Source organism: Arthrobacter sp. MDT2-34-1, from assembly GCF_059091365.1.
Genome location: NZ_JBNHGO010000001.1, coordinates 826,723 through 849,809, shown reverse-complemented (window position 1 = coordinate 849,809; position 23,087 = coordinate 826,723). Strand labels below are relative to the sequence as shown.

Here is a 23,087-nt window from a genome sequence, read left to right as displayed (position 1 = left end):
GGTCAGCTCAGCCGGACCTCGACCTGCCCCTCGCGGACGCGTGTTTCGTAGGCTGGCTGCTCGGAGCTGGCGGGGCCCCTGACGATGCTGCCGTCCGCCAGGCGGAAGCGGCTGCCGTGCCAGGGGCAGGTGATGCACCCGTCGTCGACCTGTCCTTCTGCCAGCGGCCCGCCCATGTGGCTGCAGACGCTGTCCAGCGCCCGGACGGTGCCATCGCTGCGAAACAGGACCAGCGACACGTCGCCGGCGTGCGCCAGCTGCGGCCGGCCCTCGGGCAGTTCGCTTTCCGCCAGGACGGGGGTCCACTCGACGGGACCTTTCCGCCACGCCGTGTGGTTGACGTTGACGCCGCGGGCGTAGCTCAGGTGGCCGCCCAGGTAGCCGCCGGACATCACCAGCCCGAAGCCGCCCAGCGCGAGCACCTTGGCCAGCCCCCGGCGCTCGCCGCGGCGGGCCAGGAAGGAAGCGGCGAAGCACACCAACGCCGCCGAGTTGGATGCGGCGTGCACGATGCCGAGCCGGCGGTCCTCGCCCTGCGTATCCGACCAGTCGTTGAGCCCGGCCCACGCCGTGGGTACGGCCGTGAGGATTCCGGAGGCGACCAGGAGGTCGGCCGCGGGCTCGGCACGGCGGCCGCCCACCGTGTCCAGCAGCGTGGACATGGTCCAGGCACCGATGGGAAAGTCGGTCAACAGCGGATGCAGCGGGTGGCCCACGAAGCTGCCGCTGAGGACGTTCCTGATCGGCCGGGGTCTGACGATCCTGCCCACCAGCCCGGCCACCGGTTCGGCGACCTTGTCCAGAGCCTCGGTACGTTCTATCCGTGCAACGACGGTACGCAGAATACTCACGCCGTTTCCCCCATCCCCTAGAACGGTCGGCACCCCGGACCGCCCCGTCGGCCGGGCGCCGGCACCGCGTGTAGGTGCCAGTGTGGCATCCGGCGGCGGGGCGGGCAAGGCCACAGACGCCGCTGGGCGGCTTCCCTGCGGAAGCCGCCCAGCGGCGTCGTCATGCGGTCGAAGACCGGGACTAGACCTGGTTGCCGATCTTAAAACCCTTCGACGCCTGGCCGCGGAAGGTGCCGTCCTCGTCGTCCGCCCGGGTGAAGGAGAACCCGTCGGCGCCGATGGTCACCTCCATCTCCGAGTTGTCGGTGCGCTCGATGACCTCCTGCGGGTTGCCGTCGAGGTCGAGCACCAGGGACGCCTCGGTGTACCAGGACGGGACCACCGGGTTGCCCCACCAGTCGCGGCGCTGGTTGTCGTGGACATCCCAGGTGATGACGGGGTTGTCCGGGTCGCCGGTGTAGTAGTCCTGGGTGTAGATCTCCACGCGGTGGCCATCGGGATCCAGGATGTACAGGTAGAAGGCGTTGGACACGCCGTGGCGGCCGGGACCGCGTTCGATCCGGTCGGACATGCGCAGGGCGCCCATCTTGTCGCAGATCTGGATGATGTTGTGCTTCTCGTGGGTGGAGAAGGCAACGTGGTGCATCCGCGGACCGTTGCCGCCGGTGAGGGCGGTGTCGTGCACCGTGCCCTTGCGGTGCATCCAGGCCGCGTAGGTTACGCCGTCGGAGTCCTTGATGTCCTCGGTGACGCGGAAGCCCAGGTCCTCCAGGTACTTGCGGCCGCGCGGGACGTCCGGGGTGACCTGGTTGAAGTGGTCCAGGCGCACCAGCTCGCCGGCCGAGTAGAGGTCGTAGCGCATGTGCAGGCGCTCCACGTGGTCCACCTCGTGGAAGAACTCGTACGGGAAGCCCAGCGGGTCCTCCACGCGGACGGAGTCGCCGATGCCCTTGACGAAGCCTTCCTTGCGGCGCTCGGTGCGGCAGCCCAGCTCCTGGTAGTAGGCCTCGGCGCGGTCCACGTCCTCCGGGGACCGCACGCGGTAGGCGAAGGCCGCCACCGCGGCGATCGGGCCCTTGCGCAGCACCAGGTTGTGGTGGATGAACTCTTCGAACGAGCGCAGGTAGATTGCCTCGTCGTCTTCGTGGGTCACGTGCAGGCCCAGCAGGTCCACGTAGAAGGCGCGGGACTTGGCCAGGTCGGTGACCACAATCTCCATGTAGGCGCAGCGCAGGATGTCCGGGGCCGGAACCGAGGGCTTGGGGATTTCGTTGCTCATAATTCTCTCCTTCGAGCGGTAGGGGTAGGTGTCAGGCGTCCGGGATGGCGGCAGCGTCTTCGGCCTTGCCGAAGACCGGGTTGTGCACCTCGCCGAGGTTGATGTGCACGGCCTGCTGGTCGGTGTAGAAGTCGATGGAACGGTAGCCGCCCTCGTGGCCCAGGCCGGACGCCTTCACGCCGCCGAACGGGGTGCGCAGGTCGCGGACGTTGTTGGAGTTCAGCCACACCATCCCGGCCTCGACATTCTGGGCGAAGTTGTGGGACCGCTTCAGGTCGTTCGTCCAGATGTAGGCGGCCAGTCCGTACTTGGTGTTGTTGGCCAGTTCGAGGGCCTCCTCGTCCGTATCAAACGGGGTGATGGCCACGACCGGACCGAAGATCTCCTCCTGGAAGATCCGGGCGTCCGGTGCCACGTCGGCGAATACGGTCGGCTGGATGAAGTTGCCCTCCGGGAACTCCGCGGGACGGCCGCCGCCGGCGGTCAGGCGGGCCTCCTGCTTGCCGATCTCCACGTAGGACATGACCTTCTCGAAGTGCTCCGGGTGGACCAGGGCGCCGACCTCCGTCGTCTCCTCGTGGGGGAGTCCGACCTTGACCCGCTTTGCCTGGGCGGAGTAGCGCTCGACGAATTCGTCGTAGATGCTCCGCTGGACCAGGATGCGCGAGCCCGCGGTGCAGCGTTCGCCGTTGAGCGAGAAGACGCCGAAGATCGTTGCGTCGATGGCCGCCTCCAGATCGGCATCCTCGAAGACGACGGCGGGGGACTTGCCGCCCAGCTCCATGGAGAGGCCCTTCAGGTACGGCGCCGCGTTCGCGAAGATGATCTGGCCCGTGCGGGATTCGCCCGTGAAGGAGATCAGCGGGACGTCCGGGTGCTTGACCAGGGAGTCCCCGGCGTAGCCTTCCTCGCCGTAGCCGTGGACGATGTTGAAGACGCCCTCGGGCAGGCCGGCCTCTTCGAAGATTCCCGGCCACAGGGACGCGGAGAGCGGGGTGAACTCGGCTGGCTTCAGGACCACGGTGTTGCCGGTGGCCAGCGCCGGACCCAGCTTCCAGGACTCCAGCATGAACGGGGTGTTCCACGGCGTGATCAGGCCCGCGACGCCGATCGGCTTGCGGTTGACGTAGTTGGCCTGGCGGCCGGGAACCTTGAAGGCGTCGTCGTGCTGGGCGACGATGAGGTCGGCGAAGAAACGGAAGTTCTCCGCCGCGCGCTGGGCCTGCCCCAGGGCCTGCTTGATGGGCAGCCCGGTGTCGAAGCACTCCATCTCGGCCAGTTCCTGGCCGCGGGACTCGACGATGTCGGCGACCTTGTGCAGCACGCGGGAGCGCTGGCGCGGCAGCATGGTGGGCCAGGGGCCGTTCTCGAAGGCGTCCTTGGCGGCGGCAACGGCCGCGGCAACGTCGGCTACCTTGCCGGAGGCAGCCTTGATGTACGGCTTGTTGGTGACCGGGTCCAGCACGTCGAAGGTGTCGCCGTCGATGGAGTCGACAAGCTTGCCGCCGATGTAGTGCTGCAGGTGGGTGGGCAGGTTGTCCGGGACAAAGTGCTCGGCCATGATGGTCCTTTCCATGGGGGTTGAATGGTCGGTAGTCGGTGAGGTCTGGGCTGTGTGTGGTGCTTGGCCGCTGACGACGGCGGGGTGTCGCCGTCGGCAGCGGTCGCGGCCTACAGGGGCGAGGGCGGCAAGCCGTCCGCGGCCAGGTAGGCGTTGAGCGTGTTGGTCCGGTGTGCCCGGGCCGCCTTCTCCACTTCGCCGGCGCTGGCACCGGCGTCGATCAGATCCAGCAGTTGCTCGTGTTCCTCGACGGAGGAGCGGGCACGGCCGGGGATGTGGCTGAAGCTGGAGGCCCGCATGGCGTTGAGCCGGTTCCAGCCGCGGTGCACCAGGTCCAGGATGTGCGGGTTGGGGCAGCGTTCGTACAACCCGGCGTGGAACCGGTCGTTGAGCTGGGTGAAGCGGCGCGGATCGAAGTCTTCCAGGCAGCGGCGCAGCTCGGCGTTGACCGCTCGCGCCTCGGCCAGGTCCGCGGCGGAGAGCAGCGGCGCGGCCAGGGCCGTCGCCGCGCCCTCGATCACGGCCAGCGTCTGCATGGTGTGCAGGTACAACTCGGCGTCGACGGCCGCGACCGTCGCCCCGATGTTGCGCTCGAACGTCACCAGGCCCTCGGCCTCCAGCCGGCGGATTGCCTCGCGCACCGGTACGGTGCTGCAGCCAAGCTCCGCGGCGATGGTCCCGAGGACCAGCCGGTAGCCGGGCACCAGCTCGCCCTTGGCGATCCGCTCGTGCAGCAGCTCGTAGGCCTGTTCCGACTTGCTGGGGGCCAGGGTGGTCACTTCGGCTGCTCCGCGACCCATGCCTCGTAGCGTGCGCGCCATTCGGCGTTCAGGGGGAACAGGCCCTCGATCTTGTGGCCTTCCTTGACCATCTCGAAGACGAAGCTGTCCTGGCGTTCCTGTTCGACGACCTCGTCCGCGATCTCGGCGGCCAGGGCCGGCGGGATCACCAGGATGCCGTTGTCGTCGGCCACGATGATGTCGCCGGGCTGGATGGTGGTGCCGCCGCAGGCGACCGTCACGTCGGTGTCCCAGGGCACGTGCTTGCGTCCCAGCACCGCCGGGTGGGCACCGTTGTAGAACGTCGGGATGTCCAGCGCCGCCACCTCGGAAAGGTCGCGGACGCCGCCGTCGGTAATGATGGCCTCCGCGCCGCGCACCTGGGAGCGCAGGGCGAGGATGTCGCCGAGGGTTCCGGAGCCCTTCTCGCCGCGGGCCTCCATGACCAGGATCTCGCCCGGACCGAGCGCGTCGATGATGCGCTTCTGCGCGTTGTAACCGCCGCCGTGCGACTTGAACAGGTCCTCGCGGTTGGGCACGTAGCGCAGGGTACGGGCGGTGCCGATGACCTTCTGGCCGGGCTTGGTGGCCAACAGGCCGTCGACGCTGACGTTGTTCAGCCCGCGCTTCCGCAGCGCGCCGGAGATGGTGGCGGTGGCGACCGACAGCAGCTTGCCCTTGACGTCCTCGGTCAGCGCGGACTTGCCGGTGATTGCCGGCGCCAGCCCGGCCGCTTCCTCGCTGCCGAAGGCATCGATCCGGTCGGCGTCGGTGATCCTGGGAGTGTTGCCGAAGGACGCGAATTCCGCCTCGCCCTGGGTGACGGTGGTCGACAGGCGGCCGGTGCTCAGCCCTGCGGCTTCGTCGGAGACCTCGACCTCGACGACGTCGCCCGGCACGATCACGGAGGAGCCGGCCGGGGTCCCCGTAAGGATGATGTCCCCCGGATGCAGCGTCATCAGCTGCGACAGGTCGGCGACGATCCGGGCGAAGGAGAAGATCAGGCCCGCGGTGGTGTCGTCCTGGACGACCTCGCCGTTGACCCAGGTGCGGATCCGGAGGGCGTCCGGGTTGACCGACGCCGCGGGCAGCAGGGCCGGGCCGATCGGGGTGAAGCCGTCGCCGGACTTGGAGCGGACGTTGGAGCCCTTATCGGCGTACTTGATGTCGTAGACGCCCAGGTCGTTGCTGGCGGTCACGTGGCTCACATGGTCCCAGGCCTCGTCGATGCTGATGCGGCGGGCAGGCTTGCCGATGATCAGGGCAATCTCGCCCTCGAAGGCCAGTAGCTCGGTGCCCGCGGGGCGCTCCACGGTGCCGCCCGAGAGGGCCAGCGAGGAGGAGGCCTTCATGAAGTAGGAGGGGTGCGCCGGAACCCGTCCGCGCTGTGCGGCCCGGGAGTTGTAGGACAGGTGTACGGCCAGCACCTTGCCGGCGTCCTCCAGGATCTGGGTATCCACCGTTTGCAGCGTGCCCGCGGACTGGGTGACGTTGGCTTCGGACAAAGCATCCTCCTGTGAAGTACGAAATCGTATATGATCCATCATGGCCTGTGGCGAGTGCCACGTCAAGAACATCGCGAACCTTTTCTTGAACGGTCGGTCGGCCGACCCGATGAGCTGCATGCCTGTCTGCGAAGGTCACGGTGGGAGCAGATACCCGTCAGAAATGCCAACCCGCTTCCACCGTGGCGTAAGGCGAGTCAACGTTCGCATATCTTGCATCTCCCGGTAAACCGCCTAGAGTGAATGCATATGCATGGATTTGCGTGCGTACCGCTCAAGGAAGTGATTGTGTAATGAAGGCTTGGCAGTTTACAGAAATCGACGCACCTCTCTCGCTCAATGAAGTTGCCGCACCGGAACCTGCTGCGGATGAAGTTGTCCTGGACATCAAGGCCGCCGGGCTGTGCCACAGCGATGTTGGGTTCATTGACGGCACCTTGACGTCGCTGCTTCCGTTCCGGCCTATCACGCTCGGCCATGAGATCGCCGGTATCGTCTCAGCGGTCGGTGCGGATGTCACGACCTTCTCGGTGGGGGACCGAGCCGTTATTCCCGCCGCGATCGAAGGCCCCGGCACCTCGCTTAACGGGGGCTTCGCAGAAAAGGTGAAGGCCCCCGCACGGTTGGTGGCACCGTTGCCGGACGGCGTCCCGTTTGATCAGGCGGCGGCCGCGACGGATGCCGGTATGACTTCCTACCACGCCATGATGGTTCAGGGCAGACTCAAGCCGGGGATGAAGGTCGGGGTTATCGGCCTGGGTGGTCTGGGATCACTCGGAGCGCAGACGGCGATAGCCAACGGCGCAGAACTTTACGTGGCCGAAGTCAATGAGAAGGTGCACCCGATGGCACTCGAGATCGGTGCCACAGCAGTAGCCAAGGACATTCGGGATTTTGCCGACAAGGAACTGGACCTGGTAGTCGACTTTGCAGGCTTCGGCACTACAACCGCCGGTGCCGTCGACATCGTTCGTCGCGGTGGCCGCGTCGTCCAGGTGGGGCTCGGACGGAGCGAAGGCACCATCAACCTCCAGCAGCTCACGCTGAACGAAGTCGAGCTGGTCGGTTCCCAGGCAGGAACACTGCAGGACTGCGCCGACGTGCTTCAGCTGATGGCGGATGGAAAACTGTCGGCCCACATCAGCCAGATTTCCTTCGACGAAATCGGAGAAGGCATCGGCAAGTTGGCTCGCGGCGAGGTTATTGGCCGGCTGGTCGCTTTGATCGACTGATCCAGCGAAGTCCGCGGTTCCTGGACACACAACACAAGGCACCTCCAGCCCAAGTTGGAGGTGCCTTGTGTTGCGTTCAATGCCTCGTTTAACCCACGCTGGGAGCGCGGTTCGGCGGTGCGGGGATAGCCACGTTCCCCGTGATGTGCCCGCCGGTACGCTCTTCGATCGCCCCGGCCGAGTCCGAGCCGGTCGTACCGTTCAACAGCGCAGGTGACGCCAACGCAGGGGATGACAACACGGGTGCCGTCGCTACGATCTGCTCCGGCAGCGGCGCCTCCGCCAGGTTCCGCAAACTCAGGGCCACTTCGTGCGCGGTCGGACGAGCCTCCGGGTCGCGGCGGGTCATCCGGGTCAGCAGGTCCGCCCAAGCGGCGGGGAGGGCGTCCGGAATCTCGGGGTCGCGCAAGAGCCGGGCAAGGGCCGCTTCCATCGGTGTGCCGGAGAATGCCTTTTCGCAGGTAAGGCATTCGAGCAGGACCAACGCCAGCGAGTACACGTCACTGGCCGCGGTGACGGGGTTGCCCAAGGCCTGTTCGGGGCTGAGGTAGTTCGCGGATCCGATGGTCGCACCCTGGGCGGTGGCCATGGTGGCTTCCACCATCCGGGCGATGCCGAAGTCGGTGAGCTTGGGGTGGTGCCGCGTATCTTCTGTGTGGCCGTTGGCCAGCAGAATATTGGCCGGCTTCACGTCCCGGTGCACGACACCCTGACTATGGATGTAGTTCAGCGCGTCGGCCAAATCTGCCCCGATCTGCGCGGTCTCCACCTCGGAGAGAGGCCCGCCTTTCAGCCGCCGCCGCAGGTCGGACCCTTCAATCAGTTCCATCACCAGGTAACTGGTGGTCGCGCCATCGTCGGCTGTGTGCAGTCCGGCATCCAGCAAAGTCACCAAACCGGGGTGGTTCAGCGTGGCCAGCAGCAGGGTTTCGGTGTGCTGCCGCCGGTACTCGTCATCGTCCGGCGTCGTCGGTGCGAACATCTTGACCGCCACGTCGCGGCCCAAAGATTCGTCCACGGCCCGATACACGGACGCTGCCCCGCCGGTGCCTATGAGCTCCCGTGTCCTGTAGCGCCCGCCCAGGAATACCTCCATCAAGCCTCCACGCCCCAGGAATTTACGTTCATCGAGAATTGTACCGACCAAAAGCTCCGTTGGCGGCACCGAAAAATGCGCGAACGGTTAACCAGCGAGGAATTCGATGGCGGCGGTCTTGAAGGCCCGGGAGGTCACGGCATTGGCGTGCGTACGTGCGGGCAGCCACATCAGCTCCGCCGCGTCGGAGAGTGCAGCCAGCTCCGGTGCGGTGACCGCCAGATCGTCCTTGTCGCCGGCCACCAGGAGCACCGGCATCCTCGGCACGGCCTCGGTCGGGACGAAGGGTTCGGTTTTGATCGCCTCGATCATGGTCATCAGCGCGAAGATGTCGTTCGACGGCACCAGCTTGGCCATCCGCAAAAGCTCGGCGGTGTTGACGTCCTCGATGGGCGTCCCGTCCGCCAGGAAGCGCTGGGCAGCGCGCAGGTCGAAGTCCGCCAAGGGGTCGCTGCTGCCGGGTCCGCCGAGCACCATCCGCCGGACGAGTTCCGGCTGGGTGGCGCCGAACTCCCACGCCAGCCGCGCTCCCAGGGAGTAGCCGATCAGGTCAACCCCGGTGTCGGCGTCGTTCTCTTTCAGCGGACGGACCTTGGCGTCCTGGACCAACTGCAGCAGGTCGGCGCGGATCCGGCTGGGGGCGTAGGCGTCCATTTCTTCGGGAGCGGCGCTTTCGCCGTGGCCGGGAAGGTCCACCGTGACCACGCGCCGGCCGGCCTGGGTCAGCGCCGTAATCCAGCCGGCGTCCTCCCAGTTGAGTTTGCTGGAGGAAGCGAAACCGTGCAGCAGGATCACCGGGCGGCGCGGGCCCTCGGTCCTTTCGGCGGCCTCGTGCACCTGGACGTGCAGGCGCGGATCGAGGCCTTCAACGGTGTGCTGCGGGGTGTTTCCCATGCTCAGTCCTCGTCGTCGAGCGCCGCCGTCAGGCGGACGCGGCGCTTGGGCGCTTCTTCCTTCGGTACGGTGCCCACAATACCGGCGGTGTCATCGGGAACCTCGAAAACGATCAACGGTTCGCCCACCTTGATGATGTCGCCGGGTTCCCCATGGATTTTCACCACTTTGCCCGCCTGCGGGGAGGGCAGTTCAACGGCGGACTTGGTGGTCTCCACCTCGACCAGCGGGTGGTTGCGCTCGACCTGCTCGCCCTCGGAGACGAGCCATTCCAGCACGGTTGCCTCGATCAGGCCCTCACCAAGATCCGGCAGGGGGAACGTAATTTCAGCCACGGCGATACTCCAATACTCGCTGGATCCCGAACAGGATGCGGTCAATGTTGGGTACGTACTCGTCTTCCAGGTCTCCCGAAGGGTACGGTACGTCGAATCCGGTCACGCGCTCAACAGGTGCCCGCAGGGTGTTGAAGCAGCGCTCGGTAATCAGCGCGGCTACTTCCGCACCCAGGCCGGAGGTCAGCGGTGCCTCGTGCACGACGACGGCGCGGCGCGTCTTGGCCACGGAAGCGGCCAGTCCTTCGGCATCGATTGGCTTCAGCCAGCGCAGGTCCAGCACCTCGATCTCGATGCCGTCCTCGGCGGCGAGCTCGGCGACCTGCAGGCAGCGGGCCACCATGGCGCCCCAGGCCACCAGGGTCAGGTGCCTGCCTTCGCGGACGATCCGCGAGCCTTCGGGGGAGTAGCCGTCCGGCTCGGGGGAGGTGTCCACCGGCCCCTTCTGCCAATAGCGGGACTTCGGCTCCATGAAGATCACCGGGTCGGGCCGCGTGGCCGCGTGCTTGAGCAGGTGGTACGCCTCGTTCGGGCTGGACGGGGAGACCACCTTCAGGCCGGGTACGTGGGCGAACAGCGATTCCAGCGACTCGCCGTGGTGTTCGGGAGCGCGGATGCCGCCGAAGCTGGGTACCCGCAGCGTGATGGGCATCGGCATGGTGCCGCGGCTGCGGTAGTTCATTCGGCCCACCTGGCAGACAATCTGGTTGATCGCCGGGTAGGCGAACCCGTCGAACTGCACCTCGGGGATCGGGTGGTAGCCGGCCATGGCCAGGCCCACCGACATGCCGAGAATGCCGGATTCGGCCAGCGGGGTGTCGAAAACCCGAGCTTCGCCGAACGTCTTTTGCAGGCCATCGGTGATGCGGAAGACGCCGCCGAGCTGTCCGACGTCTTCGCCCAAAACCAGTGCCTTGGGGTTGTCCTCCAGCACCTCTGCCAGCGCGCGGTTCAGTGCCTGCTGCATGGAGAGCTGTTCGACGGCGGTGACGTGGCCGGGTTCCACCACGTCCGCGGATTCCTGCTGGGCGCTGGCTTCTGTGGTGTTGTCGAAGGCGGCTTCAAGGTCGCTCAGGGTCTTGTGCTCAGACATGCTCGGACTCCTCCCGCCAGGCGCGTGCCTGGGCCTTCAGCGCGTGTGTGGGTTCCTGGTAGACGAAATCGAACATCTCCGTGCCGGGACGGGAACCAAGTGCCGCCACGCCTTCCCGGATCTGTTCTTCTTCCGCCTTGGCGGCCGCGAGCACCTCGGCGAAGAAGTCCTCGCCGGCGATGCCCTCGGCTTCCAGCCGGGCCCGCATGCGCAGCAGCGGATCCTCGCCGCCGTCGGCGCGTTCCTCGGCCAGGGTGCGGTAGCGGCCGGGGTCGTCGCTGGTGGAGTGCGGGCCCCGCCGGTACGTCATGGCTTCCACGACGGCCGGCCCGTTGCCCGCCCGGGCATGGGCGAGGGCGGCGGCCGTCGCCTGGTGGACCGCCACGGCGTCGTTGCCGTCCACCTGGAGGGACGGCATGGCGTAGCCGGCCGCCCGGGCGGCAACCGAGCCCCCGGCCACCTGGCGCTCCGTCGGCACCGAGATCGCAAAGCCGTTGTTTTGGATGAAAAAGACGACGGGAGCCTTCATGACCGCGGCGAAGTTCATGGCTTCGTGGACGTCGCCCTGCGAGCTGGCGCCGTCGCCGAAGTAGGTGATGGCCACGCCGAGTTCTCCGGCCGGGGCGCCGGAGAGCGTCTGCCCGTGCGCCCAGCCGACGGCGTGCAGCACGGAGCCTGCCACGACGGCTTGGATCGGGGCGAAACGGGTGGCCTGGGGATCGTAGAGCCCGCCGTGCCAGGTCGCCTTGTGGGTGGACATGTACTCGACCATGTCCACGCCCACCGTCCGGGCCACGCCCATCTCGCGGTAGGTCGGGAAGACGAAGTCGCGGGACATGTCCAGCGCATACCCGCTGCCCACCTGGGCGGCTTCCTGTCCGAGTTCCGGCGCGTAGCCGGGAATCAGGCCCTGGCGCTGCCACCGGATGGCCGATTCGTCCAGGTGGCGGACCGACACCATCAGCCGGTAGAGCTCCTTGAGGTCCTCTGCGGACAGGTTCGGCCGGGCCGACGGGTCCAGGGAAAGAACGCTGCTCATGCCTGCTCCTCCACGTAGTTATGGTGCCGCCGCGTCCCCGCGGGGAGGAGCGCGACGGCGTCACTTGCTTACGGTGACACTAGTCACCCCGCGCGGAGTGCGCAATCTGCCACATGATCACCAAGCAGTGTGCACAGTTAGCTGCCCCTAATGGCAATAGCTATAAGCAGATTGCATACTGCTAACGGCGAGGTGAACTTTCGGCAGGTGTTCGGCGCGCGGCAATTCTTGCAGCTGCAGCTATCGCGGCGATCAGCACCAGGGTCGAGAGCAGCTGAATTCCCGTTGTCGGGGAGAAGAAGCCAAGCACCAGGATGGCGGCCAGCAGGGCAAGACCCGCGTACGTCATCGCCGGGAAGCCCCGCATCCGGAACGGCAGCTCCGTGCCTTCGCGGTCGGCCCGGCGGCGCAGCACCAGTTGGGACAGCAGGACGATCCCCCAGACCACCAGGCAGGTGGACCCGACGACGTTCAGCAACACCGGCAGGACGCGCTCGGGGAACAACAGCTCGAGTACGGCCGCCACAAAGCCAAACGCCACGGACGCCATTACCGCCCTGACGGGAACCCGCCGGGTGCTGAGCCTCCCGAGGGAAGCGGGCGCCTCGTTCCGTTCCGAGAGAGAGAAGATCATCCTGGATGCGCCGTACAGGTTGGCGTTGAGCGCCGAGAGCAGCGCTACCGCGGCGACCAGGGTGATGGCCACATCCGCGCCGGGGATCTGGGCGATCGAGAGCACCGCGGCAAAGGGCGAGGCCAGTGCCTCCGAATCCCAGGGCACCGTCAGCGCGATCACCAGCACCGAGCCGAAGTAGAACACCAAGATGCGCCAGACGACGGTCCGGATGGCCTTCGCCACGCTGGCTCCCGGGTTTTCCGTTTCCGCGGCCGCAACGGCGACGATCTCGGTCCCGCCAAAGGCGAAGATCACCACCAGCAGCCCGGCGCCGATGCCGGCGATGCCGTTGGGGGCGAAGCCGTCCTCGCCGAAGATGACGCCCAACCCGGGCGACGGGACATTTGGCAGCCAGCCGAACAGCAAGGCGGCGCCGATGGCGAGGAACGCCAGGATGGCGATGACCTTAAAAATGGCGAACCAAAACTCGAATTCTCCGTAGTTGCGCACCCCGAACAGGTTGACCGCGGTGAAGACCACCATGAACACCAGCGCGAGCAGCCAGACGGGCAGCGCCGGCCAGACCGTGGCCAGCAAGCCCGCGGCGCCCACTGCCTCGGCCGCGATCACCACCACCAGCTGCAGCCACCAGAGCCAGCCGATGGTGGCGCCGGCGGTGCGGCCCAGCGCCTTCTCGGCGTACGTCGAGAAGGCACCGCTGCTGGGGTTGGCGGCGGCCATCTCGCCCAGCGCCCACATCACGATGATCACCAACGTGCCCGCGAGCAGGTAGGAGATCAACACGGCCGGACCGGCGGCTTGGATGCCCGCTCCGGAGCCCAGGAAGAGCCCGGCACCGATCGCGCTGCCCAGTCCCATCATGATCAGCTGGCGCTGCTTCATCCCGTGGCCGAGCCCGGCGGGCGGTCGGGCGCCCGGGTCGCGGTGGTGAGTGGCGGTAAAACGCGGCATCGACTGTCCTGTCGTTTGGCGAAAGCAGCCCGTAAGCTGACAATTTGTCTAGCAGTGTCCCACAACTGGCGGCACCGAACCCGAAAGGACGCACAGCGTCATGCAGATCGACTCTCTCGATGCCGATATCGTCACGCTGTTCACGGAGGACCCGCGGATGTCCGTTCTGGAAGCGTCCCGGGTGCTGAAAGTAGCGCGTGCCACAGTACAGGCCCGACTGGACAAGATGCAACGCGCCGGCGTGACGGCGGGCTGGGGGCCGCGGCTTTCGCCCGAGGCACTGGGGTACGTGGTGCGAGCCTACTGTTCGTTCGTGATCCGCCAGGAGTCCGGGCACGACGCCGTGGCCGCCGCGCTCGCCGACATTCCCGAGGTGCTGGAACTGCACACCGTCTCCGGTGAAAGCGACCTGCTGGCTTGTGTCGTCGCCCGGTCGAACGCGGATCTGCAGCGGGTGCTCGACCAGGTCATGGCGACCAATACGGTGCTGCGGTCGTCGTCCGTGATCGTGCTCAACAGCCACTTCCGGGAGCGGACCCTTCCGTTGGTCCAGGCTGCCGCCGATCCTCGCTGACCCCGGAGGAAAGGGCGGCGCCGCCGTCGTCGACGTCGACGTCCCGGATGACCGCCACACGGCCGAGCCCCGCGGCGGTTCCGGCAATCACCGCGCAAATGGCAGGCAGCGGAGCCGTGCCCGGAGCCAGCAGGGCAGCGGTTCCCCACGTGAGTGCGGCCAGCCCTGCTGCAAATACCAGCACATGCACCCACTGCCGGCGAACCGGGCGCAGCAGCAGGCCCAGCAGCAGCGCGAAGGGGGCGCCCAGCAGGGCGGCGAAGAAAAAGCTGATCGTCAGCACCAGGCCCCAGAAGCTGAGGGCAGCGGAGTGCGGCGACGACAGCTCGTCGATGATGCTCAGGACCAGCGAGATGACGAACCACGCCCCGACGGCGACCAGCCAGCCCTTGATGAAGGCGTAGCGGCCAAGGATGACGCGATGGTGCGGCGGGCGTTCCTTCCTGCCATACCTGCGCCTGAGGATTTCGTTGTTGTCCGGTGGTACGAACCGCCGCCGTCCCCGTGGGTGCATGGCTGAAGCCTAGCCCGGGGAGTCCGGCGCCACGCGGGCGGCCACGCCGGAATGCCGCTGTGCGTCCATTCCCTCGTGTCAGTCGGAGGTCGGTTGCGGCTTGCGGTGAGAGGAGGGCGGGAGGCCTGCCCCGGTCCGCCATAATCCCGGCGCCGTCACAAATCGCTCGCGTTGGGGTGTGATTGGGTCAACATGACCATAACCGGCTAGAATGAGTTCTAGTCACTGTGACTTTTACTCGAAACCGGGGAGGAGGCGGCCATGCCGATTCACGCGGCCAATGTGTCGGAGCGGGCGCAGCAGCCCCCTGAACTGGCCATCTCCACGGTCATCTTCGCCCTCCGTCCGGACCAGGAGGCGGGTCGCCCCACCTTGTGGCTGCCGTTGGTCCGCCGTACCCGCCAGCCCTTCCGGGACCTGTGGGCGCTGCCCGGCGGTCCGTTGAGTGCAGCCGAATCCCTCCAGGACGCCGCGGCCCGGAACCTTGAGGAGACCACCGGCCTGCAGCCGAGCTACCTGGAGCAGTTGTATGCGTTCGGCGGCCTGGACCGCTCACCGGCGCAGCGGGTGGTCTCCATCGTCTATTGGGCGCTGGTGAAGCCGGACGAGGCGGCACTGGCCCGCGAAACCGAGAACGTGCGCTGGGTCCGCGCCGATGAACTTGGCCAACTGGCGTTTGACCACAACCAGATCGTGGATTACGCGCTGTGGCGGCTGCGGAACAAGGTGGAATACAGCTCCATCGCGTATGCCTTCCTGGGATCCACTTTCACACTGGCCCAGGTCCGCGAAGTGTACGAGGCCGTGCTGGGCAAGCAGTTGGATCCCGCCAACTTCCGCCGCCAGCTGCGGGCGACCCCGGACATCGAACCGACCGACGAGTACCTGCAGGGCGGCCGGCACCGGCCGCCCCGGCTCTACCGCTACACCGGCAGCGCCGCGCAGCTCAGGGGCAGCCCGCCCGCCTAGCCAGTTCCCCGGCCGCACCAGCAGCAAAGAACCGGCGGCAACCGGCAACCGTCCCGCGGCAGCCGGTACCCGCCGCCGCACCCGCCACCCAAACCGCAGTCCGCCAGGGAACTCCCGAACCGACCCCCTGCCCAACAACGGAGAACACCATGTCATCGGTCAACAGCACCATCCAGCTGATCACCCGCGAGGAAGCGCTTGCCGGCTCCCGCGCGCCCGCCGCCTCCACCTGCACGCCTGATCTGGCCAAGGGCCCGTGGGCCTTCGACACCGCCGCGGGCAGTGGTGCCTGGGCGCCCTCCTACGGGCCGGGCGCGTCGATGGCCGATCCGGCGCCGGCCGCCACCCCGCGGCAGGGCGAAATACCGGCAGAATACCGGCTCGCCGGCGACGAGGAGCTCGAGGAGCGGATCCTGGCAGCCAAGGCAAAGCTGGGCGACAAGCTGGTCATCCTCGGCCACTTCTACCAGCGCGACGAAGTGGTCAAGTACGCAGATTTCGTGGGCGACTCGTTCCAGCTGGCGCGGGCCGCCAAGGAAAAGCCGGAGGCCGAAGTCATCGTGTTCTGCGGCGTGCACTTCATGGCGGAAACTGCCGACATGCTCTCCGGCGAAGACCAGGCCGTGATCCTGCCGAACCTGGCCGCCGGCTGCTCCATGGCGGACATGGCGGACATCGACTCGGTGCAGGCCTGCTGGGACCAGCTCGCCGGCGTGCTCGGCAGCGGTCCGGACGCCGACGGTAAGGTTCCAGTCATCCCGGTCACCTACATGAACTCGTCGGCCGCGCTCAAGGGCTTCTGCGGAGAGAACGGCGGGATCGTCTGCACCTCCTCCAACGCCGAAACCGTTCTGGAGTGGGCCTTCGAGCGCGCCCACCGGGTCCTGTTCTTCCCCGACCAGCACCTGGGCCGCAACACGGCCAAGGCCATGGGCGTGCCGCTGGAGCAGATGCCCATGTGGAATCCGCGCCAGTCCCTGGGCGGCAACGACGAGGCGGCGCTGCGGGAATCCCGCGTGATCCTCTGGCACGGATTCTGCTCGGTGCACAAGCGCTTCACCGTGGACCAGATCGAGAAGGCACGCGCCGATTACCCGGGCGTCCGGGTGATCGTGCACCCCGAATGCCCCATGCCGGTGGTCGACGCCGCGGATGAATCCGGTTCCACCGACTACATCCGCAAGGCCGTGGCCGCCGCCACCGAGCCGACCGTCTTCGCGATCGGCACCGAGATCAACATGGTCAACCGGCTGGCCGCCGAGTACCCGCAGCACACCATCTTCTGCCTCGACCCGGTGATCTGCCCGTGCTCCACGATGTACCGGATTCACCCGGGCTATCTGGCTTGGGTGCTGGAAGCCTACGCCGGAACCGGCCAGCTGCCCGGCGGTGAAGTCCTCAACCGGATCACCGTGCCCGATTCGGTGGCCGTTCCCGCCCGCGTGGCGCTGGAACGGATGCTGGCAGCCAGGCCGTGAACCTCGAACCAACCCGGCGCGTGGCGGTGGTGGGGTCAGGCATCGCCGGGCTCTACGCCGCCGCGCTCGCCGCGGAACGCCCGGACACGGCCGTCACCCTGATCACCAAGGGCGGGCTGGCCGAGTCCAACACCTGGCACGCCCAGGGCGGAATCACCGCGGTCACCGCGCAGGGAACCGCGGCCGGCGATTCCGTCGCGGCGCACATTGCCGACACGCTCGCCGCCGGCGCCTTCATGAACGACGACGGCGCCGTGCGCCTGCTGTGCGCAGGTGCGGCGGCGGAAATCGCCACCCTGGAAGAGTGGGGCGTGGACTTCGACCGGCACGGCGGTGAATTGTCGCTCGGGTTGGAAGGGGCCCACTCGGCGCCGCGGATCCTGCATGCCGGCGGTGACCGCACCGGGGCAGGCATCGCCGAAGTGCTGATCCGCGTGGTCCGCGGCCTGGCGGAGGCGGGCCGGCTGGAGATCCTTGAGCACACGATGGTGCGGCGGCTGCTCACGGCCGGCGCGCGCGTGGCGGGCGTGGAGCTGATGCCCATGGGAGCAGGCGCGGTGCCCGACTACCTGGACACCGACGTCGTGATCCTCGCGACCGGCGGCGCCGGGCAGCTGTACCCCGCCACCACCAACCCCGCCGCCGCTACCGGCGACGGCGTGGCGCTGGCCTGGGAAGCCGGTGCGGTCCTGGCTGACCTTGAGTTCATCCAGTTTCACCCCACCCTGCTGGACCCGGCGGCGACCGGCGGCAGGGCCTTCATGATTTCGGAGGCGGTACGCGGCGAAGGCGCCGTGCTGGTGGACGCGGCGGGGGAGCGGTTCATGCCGGCGCTGCATCCGGACGCCGAGCTGGCGCCCCGTGACGTGGTCTCGCGCTGCATCCACAACCAGCTCCGGCTGCAGGAGGACAACGGGCTGCTGCCGCAGGTCTTCCTGGACGCCACCGGACTCGAGCGGGAGAAGGGCGCCGGTTTCCTGGCGGCGAGGTTCCCGATGATCGACGCCACCGTCCGTTCCCTGGGCTTCGACTGGACGCGGCAACCGCTGCCGGTGCGTCCGGCCTCGCACTACTGGATGGGCGGCGTGCGGACCGACCACGACGGCCGGACCTCGGTGCCCGGGCTGCTGGCCGTGGGCGAGGTCGCCCGCACCGGAGTGCACGGGGCCAACCGGCTGGCCTCGAACTCACTGCTGGAAGGCCTGGTTTTCGCCCGCCGTGCCGTGCGCGCGCTGGACCGGCCGGAGGCCGTGCCGGTGTTCGGTGCCGTCCCGCTGGACGTCGGGGCCCCGCCGGGCCGCCCGTTGCGTGCAGGGGCCCGCCCCGGCCGACAGGACGCGCCGGCCCACACCACTGCGTGCACCCGGCAACAGATCCAGGCCGTGATGGCGGCCGCCGCCGGCGTGGTCCGCGATGGGCCCACGCTGCGGGAAGCCGCCCGCCAGCTGGCGCGGTGGCATGTGCCCGTCACCGACGCCGCCTCGGCCGAGGACGCCGCACTGCTGACGGTGGCACGGCTGGTGGTTGCGGCCGCCGCCGCGCGGCGCGACAGCATCGGCGCCCACTACCGCAGCGATCACACCCGGGCCCCGGCGCACCGCCGGCACCTGGCCTATGTGAACGCCGCCGCGGTCCCCGCCCCCGCCACCTTTTCCCCAATGTCTTCCCCCACGTCCCAGCCAGTCCTGCAGGAGCAGCCATGAACCATATCCAGCCGATCGACCGGACCGCCATGGAGCGAATCGTCGCCGGGGCGCTCGCCGAGGACGCGCCGTGGGGCGACGTCACCTCGGCTACGCTGATTCCGGCCGACGCCACCGCCACGGCGGAGCTGGCGGCCCGCGAGCCCGGCGTGTTCTCCGGCGGTCCGGTGCTGGCCGAGGTCTTCCGCCAGGTGGATCCCGACGTGCGGGTGGAGCTGAAAACCGGCGACGGCGCCGCCTTCGGGGCCGGCGAGGTGCTGGCCGTCCTGACCGGAAACGCCCGCTCCATCCTGCTGGGTGAACGGGTGGCTTTGAACCTGCTGCAGCGGATGAGCGGCATCGCCACGCAGACCGCGGCCTTCGTCCGGGAAGTGGCCGGTACGGCGGCCCGGGTGGTGGATACCCGCAAGACCACCCCCGGCCTGCGGGCGCTGGAGCGCTATGCCGTGCGCTGCGGCGGCGGACACAACCACCGCTATTCGCTCTCCGACGCAGTGATGGCCAAGGACAACCACCTGGCCGTGCTCACCGCCGACGGCAGCCGGGACCTGACCGAGGCGCTGCTGGAGGCGAAGGCCAGGCTCCCGCACACCGTCCACTTCGAGGTGGAGGTGGACAGGGCCGAGCAGATCGAGCCGGTGCTGGCCGCGGGCGTGGACACCATCATGCTGGACAACTTCAGCGTGGACGAACTCCGCGCCGGTGTTGCCCGGGTGGCCGGACGTGCGATCGTCGAGGCCAGCGGCAACGTGCGGTTGGAGACCGTCGGCCGGATTGCCCGGACCGGGGTTGACGTCATCTCGTCCGGCGCGCTCACCCACAGCGTGCGGTCGCTGGACCTGGGCCTGGACATCCGCATTGCCGCGGGGCAGGCGGCCGAAGGGGCGTCGTCGTCGTGATTTATCTGGACGCTGCGGCGACCGCCCCGGTGCGCCGCGAGGTGCTGGAGGCCCTGTGGCCGGCACTGACGCAGGACTTCGGCAATCCCTCGAGCCACCACACCGTGGGAGAGGCGGCGCTGCGGGCACTCGATTATGCCCGGGGCACGGCCGCCGGGGTGCTGGGCTGCCGCCCCGGCGAGATCATCTTCACGTCCGGCGGGACCGAGTCCAACAACCTGGCGGTCAAGGGCATTGCGCTCGCTTCCCCGCGGGGCAGGCACGTCGTCACCAGCGCCGTGGAACACCCCTCGGTGCTGGAGGCGGTCGACTACCTGGCCCGGTTCCATGACTTCGAGGTCACCCGGGTGCCGGTCGCTGCCACGGGCATGGTCCGCGTGGACGAACTGGAGGCCGCGCTGCGCGACGACACCACGCTGTGCACGGTCATGTACGCGAACAGTGAGGTAGGCACCATCCAGCCGGTCGGGCGCATCGGCAGGCTCTGCCGGGCCGCCGGGGTCCCGTTCCACACCGATGCCGTGCAGGCTGCCGGCTGGCTGGACCTGGACGTCGCGGCGCTCGGGGTGGACGCCCTCAGCGTGTCCGGTCACAAGCTGGGCGCGCCCAAGGGCTGCGGGCTGCTGTATGTCTCCGGCCGGGTCCCGCTGGAGCCGGTGCTGCACGGCGGCGGGCAGGAGCGCGGCAGGCGGTCCGGCACCGAGAACGTCGCCGGCGCGGTCGCCGTCGCCACCGCGCTGTCGCTGGCCGGGGGCGAGCAGGCGGCCGACGCCGACCGGCTCACGCGCTACCGCGACTACCTCATTGACACCGTCCTGCGGGAACTGCCCGGCACCATGTTGACCGGTCATCGCACCGAACGGCTGCCCGCCAGCGCCTCCTTCTGCTTCCCGGGAACCTCCGGCGAGGCGGTGCTGCTGGAACTGGAACGCCGCGGGGTGGTCTGCTCCAGCGGGTCGGCCTGCGCCGTCGGCTCCGACGAGCCGTCCGCGGTGCTGCTGGCCATGGGAATCGAACCTGCCGTGGCGCAGACCGCGGTGCGGCTGACCTTCACGGCCGGCGTGAAGGAAGCCGAGATCGCCCTGGCGGCCCGCTCCGTCGTCGCCGCCGTCCAAGAGGTCCAGGCGCTGCGGCGCTAAGGTTCCCGACGACGCCCCGGGACACGGCGCGGTCCTATACCGGACCGGTCCTCCCGCTGGGTACGGTGGAGTCCTCACGGACCGGAGGGAGCGCAGCATGATCAGGCGAAGGATGCCGGGCCGGGGTGCCGCCGCGGCGCTGTGCGTGGCGCTCGTGTCCGGCTGCGGCCTGCTGCCCGACGACGGCGGCGCGTCGGCCGGAGCGAGTGCGTCGCCGTCGGGTGCGGCCGGCGGGGACGCCGCCGGACAACCCGCGGCGCCGCCCGGCAAGGAGCCCGTGCGGAAAGCGACGATCGACGGCTGGAAGGTCTACACCGATCCGGACCGAGTGATCAGTTTCGAGGTTCCGGGCGAGTGGGTGGTGCAGCGGCAGGTCAAGCCCACCCAGCCCTCGGACGACGGGCTGCACCTGGACGTCCGGGACTCTTCCGGTAAGCTGGCCGCCGAACTGCACACCCGGCTCAAGCTGCCCAAGGCCGCCTGCGAGGGCGCCGTCACCGAACTGCGCGTGCTGGTCAGCGAGCCGGCGAAGGTGCCCGCCGTGCCGTCCGACGACACGGTCGAGCCGCTGTTCGTCTACCGGACGCTGCTGGGCCACCGGTACTTCGGGTCGATGGGGCTGACCGACAAAACGGCCGGCGACGGCTTCCAGGCCTGCCTGGTGGAAAACACCGTCAACGGTCCGGACCCGGTCGGCACCTACTCCTTCGGCACGGCCGTCCGCCACGGCACTCCGGCGCCCGGCGACGAGACCGGGCTGCTGGATGCCTACGGCCTCATCGCGGAGGCGGAGAGCTACGTCTCCGGCAAGCACTTCAAGACGCTGCGGCAGGTCATCATGACCCTGCAGGTCGTTGAAGATCCGCCCGCCTGAGCCGCCGGCACCCCGCCGGGTGGCTTCAATCGTTCGCCAGCCCGGCCCGAAGCTTGTCGGTCAGCTCCTGGAGCTGTCCGAATTCCTCCTCGGACAGCAGCGGGGCGAGCATCGAATGCAGGTGCTTGACGTGCTGCCGGCCGATCTCCTTCTGCAACGCGCGGCCCTCGTCTGTCAGCGAGATCTCGATGCCCCGCTGGTCGTTGCGGGCCGTGCGCCGGAGGACCAGGCCCTTCTTCTCCAAGCGGTCGACCATCCGGCTGAGGCTCGGCTGGCTGATCAACAGTGCCTCGTTCAGCTCGTTCAGCCGGCTCCAGCCGCCCGGGCACCGGCTCAGGTTGAACAGGACGTCGTACTCGCGCATGGCGAGTTTCCTGAACTCGGGCAGCTGCTGCATCCGGCGCATTACCGCCACCTGGGTGCGGAACAGCGATTCCCAAGCCGCCGCCGTCGTCCTGATCTCAGGACCGGATGAATCAGCCATGGGACACCGACTCGGCGGGCGCTTCCTTGGCGTCGCGGGCGGCCTTGCGGCTGGCGTGGGTCGGGGCTTCCGGAACATGCGCCGGCTTGCGGGCGGCAAACTCCTTCTTCAGCACCGGGAGCACCTCTTCGCCGAACAGGTCCAGCTGTTCCAGCACGGTCTTCAGGGGCAGTCCCGCGTGGTCGATCAAGAACAACTGGCGCTGGTAGTCGCCGAAGTAGTCGGCGAAGGCCAGGGTCTTCTCGATCACCTGCTCCGGGCTGCCGACGGTGAGCGGGGTCTGCGCGGTGAAGTCCTCCAGCGACGGTCCGTGGCCGTAGACGGGTGCGTTGTCGAAGTAGGGGCGGAATTCGTTGACCGCGTCCTGCGAGTTCTTGCGCATGAAGAACTGTCCGCCCAGGCCCACGATGGCCTGGTCGGCGGTGCCGTGGCCGTAGTGCTCGTAGCGCTCGCGGTACAGGCCGATGAGCTGCATGTAGTGCTCCTTCGGCCAGAAGATGTTGTTGGCGAAGAAGCCGTCGCCGTAGTAGGCCGCCAGCTCCGCGATCTGGGGCGTGCGGATCGAGCCGTGCCAGACGAAGGGTGCAACGCCGTCCAGGGGCTGGGGCGTGGAGGTGTAGTTGTGCAGCGGGGTGCGGTGCTTGCCCTGCCAGTTGACGACCTCTTCGTCCCAGAGCTTGCGCAGCAGGGCGTAGTTCTCCACCGTCAGCTCCAGCGAGTCCTGGATGTTCTTGCCGAACCAGGGATAGACCGGGGCGGTGTTGCCGCGGCCCAGCACCAGATCCACGCGGCCGTCGGCCAGCTGCTGGAGCATGGCGAAGTCCTCGGCGATCTTCACGGGATCGTTGGTGGTGATCAGCGTGGTGGCGGTGGACAGCGTGATCCGCTCGGTCTGCGCGGCGATGTAGGCCAGCAGCGTGGTGGGGGAGCTGGAGAAGAACGGCGGGTTGTGGTGCTCGCCGATGGCGTAGACATCCATGCCGATGTCTTCGACCTTCTTGGCAATGGCGACCGACGCCTTGATCCGCTCGCGCTCGGTGGGCATGCGGTTGGTGGTCGGGTCCAGGGTGACGTCGCTGACGCTGAATACGCCGAGTTCCATAATGTACCTTTCGTGGTGCTTGCTACGCATCAGTTTACATGCATTTGCATTCACTGTTGTTAACGGCAGGCACGCGAAAAAATTCCGGGACAGGTTGTT

The 23,087-nt window shown here is 68.2% G+C and carries 22 protein-coding genes; 8 read left to right on the top strand and 14 right to left on the bottom strand.

Features of this window, described 5'->3' with window-relative positions; genetic code table 11:
• Window positions 1-2 precede the first annotated feature (2 nt).
• From AC5RVV_RS03890 to AC5RVV_RS03870, 5 genes are all read right to left on the bottom strand, one after another.
• Window positions 3-851 carry a Rieske (2Fe-2S) protein gene (locus tag AC5RVV_RS03890; RefSeq protein ID WP_494000085.1) on the bottom strand — a complete coding sequence of 283 codons (849 nt, stop codon included), beginning with the start codon at window positions 849-851 and terminating at the stop codon, window positions 3-5.
• A gap of 181 nt (window positions 852-1,032) precedes the next feature.
• Window positions 1,033-2,130 (bottom strand): 3,4-dihydroxyphenylacetate 2,3-dioxygenase, encoded by a 1,098-nt coding sequence (hpaD, locus tag AC5RVV_RS03885; protein WP_494000084.1) that lies wholly within the window; start codon window positions 2,128-2,130, stop codon window positions 1,033-1,035.
• A 31-nt stretch (window positions 2,131-2,161) separates the two neighbouring features.
• Window positions 2,162-3,691, bottom strand: coding sequence for a 5-carboxymethyl-2-hydroxymuconate semialdehyde dehydrogenase (hpaE, locus tag AC5RVV_RS03880; RefSeq protein ID WP_494000083.1), 1,530 nt, complete (start codon window positions 3,689-3,691; stop codon window positions 2,162-2,164).
• Between the two features lie 110 nt (window positions 3,692-3,801).
• On the bottom strand, window positions 3,802-4,491 hold the full coding sequence (locus AC5RVV_RS03875; RefSeq protein ID WP_494000082.1) for a GntR family transcriptional regulator: 690 nt from the start codon (window positions 4,489-4,491) through the stop codon (window positions 3,802-3,804).
• Window positions 4,467-5,939 (bottom strand): fumarylacetoacetate hydrolase family protein, encoded by a 1,473-nt coding sequence (locus tag AC5RVV_RS03870; RefSeq protein WP_494001272.1) that lies wholly within the window; start codon window positions 5,937-5,939, stop codon window positions 4,467-4,469. Before AC5RVV_RS03870 ends, AC5RVV_RS03875 begins: the two co-directional genes overlap by 25 nt.
• A 299-nt stretch (window positions 5,940-6,238) precedes the next feature.
• Here AC5RVV_RS03870 and AC5RVV_RS03865 point away from each other — a divergent pair, with 299 nt between their 5' ends.
• Entirely contained in the window at window positions 6,239-7,207 is a 969-nt protein-coding gene (locus AC5RVV_RS03865; protein ID WP_494000081.1) for a zinc-binding dehydrogenase, read from the top strand.
• 88 nt (window positions 7,208-7,295) lie between these two features.
• Here the strand turns inward: AC5RVV_RS03865 and AC5RVV_RS03860 are convergent, their stop codons facing one another.
• The 6 genes from AC5RVV_RS03860 to AC5RVV_RS03835 all read right to left on the bottom strand — a co-directional run bounded on the left by AC5RVV_RS03860 (window position 7,296) and on the right by AC5RVV_RS03835 (window position 13,252).
• Window positions 7,296-8,303: a serine/threonine-protein kinase gene (locus AC5RVV_RS03860; RefSeq protein ID WP_494000080.1), complete on the bottom strand. Its 1,008-nt coding sequence runs from the start codon at window positions 8,301-8,303 to the stop codon at window positions 7,296-7,298.
• Window positions 8,304-8,390: 87 nt separating this feature from the next.
• A complete protein-coding gene (locus AC5RVV_RS03855) occupies window positions 8,391-9,197 on the bottom strand; it encodes an alpha/beta fold hydrolase (RefSeq protein ID WP_494000079.1) in 807 nt (268 codons plus the stop codon).
• Between the two features lie 2 nt (window positions 9,198-9,199).
• Entirely contained in the window at window positions 9,200-9,532 is a 333-nt protein-coding gene (locus AC5RVV_RS03850; protein ID WP_494000078.1) for a biotin/lipoyl-containing protein, read from the bottom strand.
• The gene (locus tag AC5RVV_RS03845; RefSeq protein ID WP_494001271.1) at window positions 9,525-10,499 is read right to left on the bottom strand and encodes an alpha-ketoacid dehydrogenase subunit beta; all 975 of its coding nucleotides are present in this window, start codon (window positions 10,497-10,499) and stop codon (window positions 9,525-9,527) included. The genes AC5RVV_RS03850 and AC5RVV_RS03845 overlap by 8 nt, the downstream gene beginning before the upstream one ends.
• Window positions 10,500-10,617: 118 nt before the next feature.
• Window positions 10,618-11,664 (bottom strand): thiamine pyrophosphate-dependent enzyme, encoded by a 1,047-nt coding sequence (locus AC5RVV_RS03840; protein ID WP_494000077.1) that lies wholly within the window; start codon window positions 11,662-11,664, stop codon window positions 10,618-10,620.
• Between the two features lie 181 nt (window positions 11,665-11,845).
• The gene (locus AC5RVV_RS03835; protein WP_494000076.1) at window positions 11,846-13,252 is read right to left on the bottom strand and encodes an amino acid permease; all 1,407 of its coding nucleotides are present in this window, start codon (window positions 13,250-13,252) and stop codon (window positions 11,846-11,848) included.
• Window positions 13,253-13,352: 100 nt separating this feature from the next.
• Between AC5RVV_RS03835 and AC5RVV_RS03830 the strand changes: the two genes are divergently transcribed.
• Window positions 13,353-13,826 (top strand): Lrp/AsnC family transcriptional regulator, encoded by a 474-nt coding sequence (locus AC5RVV_RS03830; RefSeq protein ID WP_493979767.1) that lies wholly within the window; start codon window positions 13,353-13,355, stop codon window positions 13,824-13,826.
• On the opposite strand, the gene AC5RVV_RS03825 is transcribed toward AC5RVV_RS03830, so the two are convergent.
• Window positions 13,765-14,340 (bottom strand): hypothetical protein, encoded by a 576-nt coding sequence (locus AC5RVV_RS03825; protein WP_494000075.1) that lies wholly within the window; start codon window positions 14,338-14,340, stop codon window positions 13,765-13,767. The genes AC5RVV_RS03830 and AC5RVV_RS03825 overlap by 62 nt on opposite strands.
• A 261-nt stretch (window positions 14,341-14,601) precedes the next feature.
• Between AC5RVV_RS03825 and AC5RVV_RS03820 the strand changes: the two genes are divergently transcribed.
• From AC5RVV_RS03820 to AC5RVV_RS03795, 6 genes are all read left to right on the top strand, one after another.
• Window positions 14,602-15,309 carry an NUDIX hydrolase gene (locus tag AC5RVV_RS03820; RefSeq protein ID WP_494000074.1) on the top strand — a complete coding sequence of 236 codons (708 nt, stop codon included), beginning with the start codon at window positions 14,602-14,604 and terminating at the stop codon, window positions 15,307-15,309.
• 149 nt (window positions 15,310-15,458) lie between these two features.
• Window positions 15,459-16,787, top strand: a complete 1,329-nt coding sequence (nadA, locus tag AC5RVV_RS03815; protein WP_494000073.1) for a quinolinate synthase NadA — start codon at window positions 15,459-15,461, stop codon at window positions 16,785-16,787.
• Window positions 16,784-18,490 (top strand): L-aspartate oxidase, encoded by a 1,707-nt coding sequence (gene nadB, locus AC5RVV_RS03810; RefSeq protein WP_494000072.1) that lies wholly within the window; start codon window positions 16,784-16,786, stop codon window positions 18,488-18,490. The genes nadA and nadB overlap by 4 nt, the downstream gene beginning before the upstream one ends.
• A complete protein-coding gene (gene nadC, locus AC5RVV_RS03805; RefSeq protein ID WP_494000071.1) occupies window positions 18,487-19,389 on the top strand; it encodes a carboxylating nicotinate-nucleotide diphosphorylase in 903 nt (300 codons plus the stop codon). Before nadB ends, nadC begins: the two co-directional genes overlap by 4 nt.
• Window positions 19,386-20,528: a cysteine desulfurase family protein gene (locus AC5RVV_RS03800; protein ID WP_494000070.1), complete on the top strand. Its 1,143-nt coding sequence runs from the start codon at window positions 19,386-19,388 to the stop codon at window positions 20,526-20,528. The genes nadC and AC5RVV_RS03800 overlap by 4 nt, the downstream gene beginning before the upstream one ends.
• A 97-nt stretch (window positions 20,529-20,625) precedes the next feature.
• Window positions 20,626-21,402, top strand: coding sequence for a hypothetical protein (locus tag AC5RVV_RS03795; protein WP_494000069.1), 777 nt, complete (start codon window positions 20,626-20,628; stop codon window positions 21,400-21,402).
• 25 nt (window positions 21,403-21,427) lie between these two features.
• Here the strand turns inward: AC5RVV_RS03795 and AC5RVV_RS03790 are convergent, their stop codons facing one another.
• Both AC5RVV_RS03790 and AC5RVV_RS03785 read right to left on the bottom strand, forming a co-directional pair.
• Window positions 21,428-21,886 carry a MarR family winged helix-turn-helix transcriptional regulator gene (locus AC5RVV_RS03790; protein WP_494000068.1) on the bottom strand — a complete coding sequence of 153 codons (459 nt, stop codon included), beginning with the start codon at window positions 21,884-21,886 and terminating at the stop codon, window positions 21,428-21,430.
• A complete protein-coding gene (locus AC5RVV_RS03785) occupies window positions 21,879-22,988 on the bottom strand; it encodes an LLM class flavin-dependent oxidoreductase (protein ID WP_494000067.1) in 1,110 nt (369 codons plus the stop codon). The genes AC5RVV_RS03790 and AC5RVV_RS03785 overlap by 8 nt, the downstream gene beginning before the upstream one ends.
• Window positions 22,989-23,087: the final 99 nt, after the last annotated feature.

Coding starts and splice junctions, on each gene's coding strand:
- hpaD (WP_494000084.1), bottom strand. CDS start 2,130: ATGAGCAACGAAATCCCCAAGCCCTCGGTTCCGGCCCCGGACATCCTG.
- hpaE (WP_494000083.1), bottom strand. CDS start 3,691: ATGGCCGAGCACTTTGTCCCGGACAACCTGCCCACCCACCTGCAGCAC.
- AC5RVV_RS03875 (WP_494000082.1), bottom strand. CDS start 4,491: ATGGGTCGCGGAGCAGCCGAAGTGACCACCCTGGCCCCCAGCAAGTCG.
- AC5RVV_RS03860 (WP_494000080.1), bottom strand. CDS start 8,303: ATGGAGGTATTCCTGGGCGGGCGCTACAGGACACGGGAGCTCATAGGC.
- AC5RVV_RS03855 (WP_494000079.1), bottom strand. CDS start 9,197: ATGGGAAACACCCCGCAGCACACCGTTGAAGGCCTCGATCCGCGCCTG.
- AC5RVV_RS03845 (WP_494001271.1), bottom strand. CDS start 10,499: ATGCAGCAGGCACTGAACCGCGCGCTGGCAGAGGTGCTGGAGGACAAC.
- AC5RVV_RS03840 (WP_494000077.1), bottom strand. CDS start 11,664: ATGAGCAGCGTTCTTTCCCTGGACCCGTCGGCCCGGCCGAACCTGTCC.
- AC5RVV_RS03835 (WP_494000076.1), bottom strand. CDS start 13,252: ATGCCGCGTTTTACCGCCACTCACCACCGCGACCCGGGCGCCCGACCG.
- AC5RVV_RS03830 (WP_493979767.1), top strand. CDS start 13,353: ATGCAGATCGACTCTCTCGATGCCGATATCGTCACGCTGTTCACGGAG.
- AC5RVV_RS03825 (WP_494000075.1), bottom strand. CDS start 14,340: ATGCACCCACGGGGACGGCGGCGGTTCGTACCACCGGACAACAACGAA.
- AC5RVV_RS03820 (WP_494000074.1), top strand. CDS start 14,602: ATGCCGATTCACGCGGCCAATGTGTCGGAGCGGGCGCAGCAGCCCCCT.
- nadA (WP_494000073.1), top strand. CDS start 15,459: ATGTCATCGGTCAACAGCACCATCCAGCTGATCACCCGCGAGGAAGCG.
- nadC (WP_494000071.1), top strand. CDS start 18,487: ATGAACCATATCCAGCCGATCGACCGGACCGCCATGGAGCGAATCGTC.
- AC5RVV_RS03795 (WP_494000069.1), top strand. CDS start 20,626: ATGATCAGGCGAAGGATGCCGGGCCGGGGTGCCGCCGCGGCGCTGTGC.
- AC5RVV_RS03790 (WP_494000068.1), bottom strand. CDS start 21,886: ATGGCTGATTCATCCGGTCCTGAGATCAGGACGACGGCGGCGGCTTGG.
- AC5RVV_RS03785 (WP_494000067.1), bottom strand. CDS start 22,988: ATGGAACTCGGCGTATTCAGCGTCAGCGACGTCACCCTGGACCCGACC.